This window comes from Oscillibacter sp. KLE 1745 (genome assembly GCF_000469445.2).
Classification (GTDB): domain Bacteria; phylum Bacillota; class Clostridia; order Oscillospirales; family Oscillospiraceae; genus Oscillibacter; species Oscillibacter welbionis.
This window is the reverse complement of the sequence record NZ_KI271721.1, coordinates 51,023-53,316: the sequence shown is the minus strand read 5'-3', so window position 1 is coordinate 53,316 and position 2,294 is coordinate 51,023. Positions and strand designations below refer to the sequence as shown.

The window sequence follows — 2,294 nt, the reverse complement described above, 5'->3', positions numbered from 1 at the left end:
GCCCCGCCGCAGATTGCGGCGGGGCCGCTTTCTTTTCGGTGCCTCCCTTTTTGTGGAAACTGCCGTTGACATCCCTTTTTCATCCGGATATACTGAATTTCATGAACAAAAAGGAGCGTGAAAATCCATGGACCTGACTCTGAACAATGCCGTTATGGGCGTGGAGCTGTCCGGCATCCGGCAGTTCACCTATCTGGTGCGGGATACCCCCGGCGCCTGCGCCCTGACCATCGGCGAGCCGGATCTGAACACCCCCGACGTCATCAAGGAGGCCGCCAAGGCCGCTCTGGACGCCAACGATACCCACTATCCCCCCGGCAACGGCTATCCCTACGCGCTGGAGGCCATCTCCAAATTCGAGGCTGAGGCCCATGGCCTCCACTACGCCCCCAGTGAGATCATCCTGACGGTGGGCGCCACGGAGGCGCTGTTCGCCTCCTTCTCCACCATCCTGAACCCAGGGGACGAGGTCATCATCCCCACCCCTGCCTTCGGCCTGTATGAGGCGCTGGTCCAGCTGCAGGGCGGTGTGCCTGTCTCCCTGCCCACAGAGCACAACCACTTCCAGATCGTGCCGGAGGAACTGAAGGCCGCCATCACCGACAGGACCAAGGCCATCATCCTGACCTCCCCCAACAATCCCACCGGCTGCGTCTACACCAAGGAGACCTTGGACGCCGTCCACGCCATCCTCCAGGACAAGCCCATCTTTGTCCTGTGCGACGATGTGTACCGCACTCTGACCTACTGTGAGGACTACCACAGCTTTGCTGAGTACCAGGACATGCGGGACCGGATCATTGTGGTCCAGAGCTTCTCCAAGCCTTATGCCATGACCGGCTGGCGCCTGGGCTACTGCATGGCGGACGCCAAGCTGATGGACCGGATCCAGGTGTTCCACCAGTACTGTGTCACCTCCGTGCCCTCCTTTGTCCAGCGGGCTTGCGTCACGGCCCTGGAGACGGACACCAGCGATGTGGTGGAGATCTTCCGCAGGCGCCGGGACTACGTCTACCAGCGCCTGGTGGACATGGGCCTGGACGTGGAGAAGCCGGAGGGCGCCTTCTACATGTTTATGGACATCCGGAAGTTCGGCATGGACTCCAACACCTTCTGCACCCGGATGCTGAAGGAGGGCCTGGTGGGCGTCATCCCCGGCATCCACTTCGGCACCGAGGGGTTCATGCGCCTGAGCTACTGCTACTCCGACGCGGACCTGAAAGAGGGATTGGACCGGATCGAGAAGTTCATCAAGAGCCTGTAAACGCGCAAGAAGAGCCGCGGGATCAAACTCCCGCGGCTCTTTTGATTGGTCAGAGCATCCAAGCCTCTCAGCCGGACTGAGCGCAAATCGCTCACTTCCGTTTCTTTTTTGCGTGGTGCATATTGTACAGGGACACGCAGATGGCGATGACACCGGCCATCAGTCCAACCCATACATTTTGCAGGCCGTGGCCCACAAGCCAGTTATACAGGAACGACAGAGGCGGAAAAGCCCCCAGGATCGTCATAATCACTCCGGCCGCACAGGCCAGTGCCACCACTTTGATTATATACAGAACATTCTTCATCTGAGCCTGCCCCCCAGTCTGTATCCGTCAGTTCCCTCCTGATTTCTGTATGGTATTATGCGCAGCGGATGTTGGCAAGCGTTCCGCGGATTTTCTCTCCGGCCGCATTTCGCCTCCCCCATACACCCGGAGCACACACAGGATGGGAGATCACGATCCCCCGCCCCTTTCGCCGCCGCACATCACTTCTGCCGATTCGCCAGCTCTTTCCGGATGGCCTTGGTCAGGAGCTCCTGGCCCTCCGGCGTGCGGAGAGTATCCAGCACCGCGGTGCGCAGTGCCTCCTGGAATTTCTTGCTGGTGAGGAACGCGTCGAACATGGTGCCGCCCTCCCCGCCGGAGGACGCCGCCACCGCCGGCTTCACTGCCGCCCGCCTGGGGGCCGGAACCGGGGCGGGCTCGTCCAGAAACGCCCCGTCCATCCAGTCGGACATCTGGGTGGTGTCGTTGGTCTCTCCCCGAAGATAGAAGAGGGACACGCCGAAGTAGGACGCCAGCTTGTTCTGCTGGTCCTGGGTGGGGGTCTGGCGGCCCGTCTCAAACTTTTCAATCGCCGTGCGGGGGAAGCCCAGGGCGGCGGCAAGAGCCGGACGGCTCAGGCCCCTGGCGGTCCGCAGCTCCTCAATGCGCTGTGCCAAAGTTACCATAAAAATCTGCCTCCTTGCTGAATGTCTATTGTATCCGGTCCCCGCCGCTCTGTCAATGCGGCGGGGCTTTTCTTTT

3 protein-coding genes are annotated in these 2,294 nt (G+C 60.9%); 1 reads left to right on the top strand and 2 read right to left on the bottom strand.

Annotation, left to right across the window (positions count from 1 at the left end; all coding sequences use genetic code 11):
* Nucleotides 1-127 precede the first annotated feature (127 nt).
* The gene (locus HMPREF1546_RS08630) at nt 128-1,264 is read left to right on the top strand and encodes a pyridoxal phosphate-dependent aminotransferase (RefSeq protein WP_021748607.1); all 1,137 of its coding nucleotides are present in this window, start codon (nt 128-130) and stop codon (nt 1,262-1,264) included.
* 91 nt (nt 1,265-1,355) lie between these two features.
* Here the strand turns inward: HMPREF1546_RS08630 and HMPREF1546_RS08625 are convergent, their stop codons facing one another.
* Nucleotides 1,356-1,571, bottom strand: a complete 216-nt coding sequence (locus HMPREF1546_RS08625) for a hypothetical protein (protein WP_021748608.1) — start codon at nt 1,569-1,571, stop codon at nt 1,356-1,358.
* 182 nt (nt 1,572-1,753) lie between these two features.
* Entirely contained in the window at nt 1,754-2,218 is a 465-nt protein-coding gene (locus HMPREF1546_RS08620) for a helix-turn-helix transcriptional regulator (protein WP_021748609.1), read from the bottom strand.
* Between the last annotated feature and the right edge of the window lie 76 nt (nt 2,219-2,294).

What these genes read in the sequence shown, in the direction of transcription:
- HMPREF1546_RS08630 (WP_021748607.1), top strand. Translation starts at nt 128, where the DNA reads ATGGACCTGACTCTGAACAATGCCGTTATGGGCGTGGAGCTGTCCGGC.
- HMPREF1546_RS08625 (WP_021748608.1), bottom strand. Translation starts at nt 1,571, where the DNA reads ATGAAGAATGTTCTGTATATAATCAAAGTGGTGGCACTGGCCTGTGCG.
- HMPREF1546_RS08620 (WP_021748609.1), bottom strand. Translation starts at nt 2,218, where the DNA reads ATGGTAACTTTGGCACAGCGCATTGAGGAGCTGCGGACCGCCAGGGGC.